General features: G+C 50.4%; 2 protein-coding genes. One reads left to right on the top strand and one right to left on the bottom strand.

The window, feature by feature from the left end; genetic code table 11:
• On the top strand, positions 1 to 888 hold an 888-nt coding region (locus tag PGX78_RS06690), incomplete at its 5' end, for a thiamine pyrophosphate-dependent enzyme (RefSeq protein WP_270446037.1).
• Positions 889 to 948: 60 nt separating this feature from the next.
• On the opposite strand, the gene PGX78_RS06695 is transcribed toward PGX78_RS06690, so the two are convergent.
• A partial coding sequence (locus tag PGX78_RS06695) for a M20/M25/M40 family metallo-hydrolase (protein WP_333523979.1) occupies positions 949 to 1,227 on the bottom strand: 279 nt, incomplete at its 5' end.

Below are 1,227 nucleotides of genomic sequence, written 5' to 3' on the forward strand. Positions count from 1 at the left end.
GAAAAAGCGGAACGTAAACTCCTTGCTTCTTATGTAGAAGAAGCTCTGAAATCCGCAGCTGCAAGTACGGCCTTGAAAGAAGCTCTCCTTGACTGGAAAGAAAAGATGGCTGTCAGCGAAGGCACTCGCGAACGGGCTGAAAAGGTTACGGCACTGTTGGAAGCTGAAAAAGACGGTCACATTGAATTGGAACGCGTTTATAAGATGAAGCAGTTCCTTGTAAAACGCAGTCAGTGGCTCTTCGGCGGTGACGGATGGGCTTACGATATCGGTTACGGCGGTCTTGACCATGTCTTGGCTATGAACGAAGACATTAACGTCCTCGTATTCGATACGGAAGTATATTCCAATACGGGCGGTCAGGCTTCTAAGGCAACGCCGACGGCAGCTGTAGCACAGTTCGCAGCATCGGGCAAGAAGACGAAGAAAAAAGACCTCGGTCTCATGGAAGCGACATACGGTTATGTATATGTAGCTCAGGTCGCTATGGGCGCCGATAAGAATCAGTTTATGAAGGCCTTGCAGGAAGCGGAAGCTTATCCCGGTCCGTCCCTCATTATCGGTTATGCACCGTGTATTAACCACGGCCTGAAAATCGGCCAGGGACAGAGCCAGTTGGAACAAAAACGTGCTGTAGAAGCCGGTTACTGGCACTTATGGCGTTACAACCCGCTTCTTAAGAAGGAAGGCAAGAATCCGTTCATTCTCGACTCGAAGCCGCCTAAGGAAAGCTTCCGCGACTTCCTCATGGGTGAAACCCGATTCGCATCCCTCTTGCGGACCTTCCCCGATTCGGCAGAGGCTCTGTTTGAAAAGACGGAACAAGATGCGAAAGAAAGATATGAATCCTATTTGGCTATGGAAAGAGGATTTATGCCTCCCCAATAAGGCTGAATATAAGAAAACGCCGACGACTTATGTCGTCGGCGTTTTGCCTGTCTTTGAGACTTAATTATGAGCGATGAAGGCGTTACAAGCCTTAGTATATACAGTGAGCATGTATTCCAAGGCCGCCGGCAACCCCGTTTCATCATCAATACGGAATTTCGGATTGTGATGCGGTGTAGGTGCGTACTTTCCCGTTGCATCGGCCATGCCGAACCAGGCGATGGCCGCCGGCTTTTTCATGCCGTAATAAGCAAAGTCTTCGCCGCCCAGACGCGGGTCGATGTGAGCGACTTCCAGACCGATTTCACGAGCCGACTCCTGCATGACGGTAACGCAAGC

This window comes from Megasphaera sp. AF13-6AC (assembly GCF_027685385.1).
Lineage (GTDB): Bacteria > Bacillota > Negativicutes > Veillonellales > Megasphaeraceae > Megasphaera > Megasphaera micronuciformis.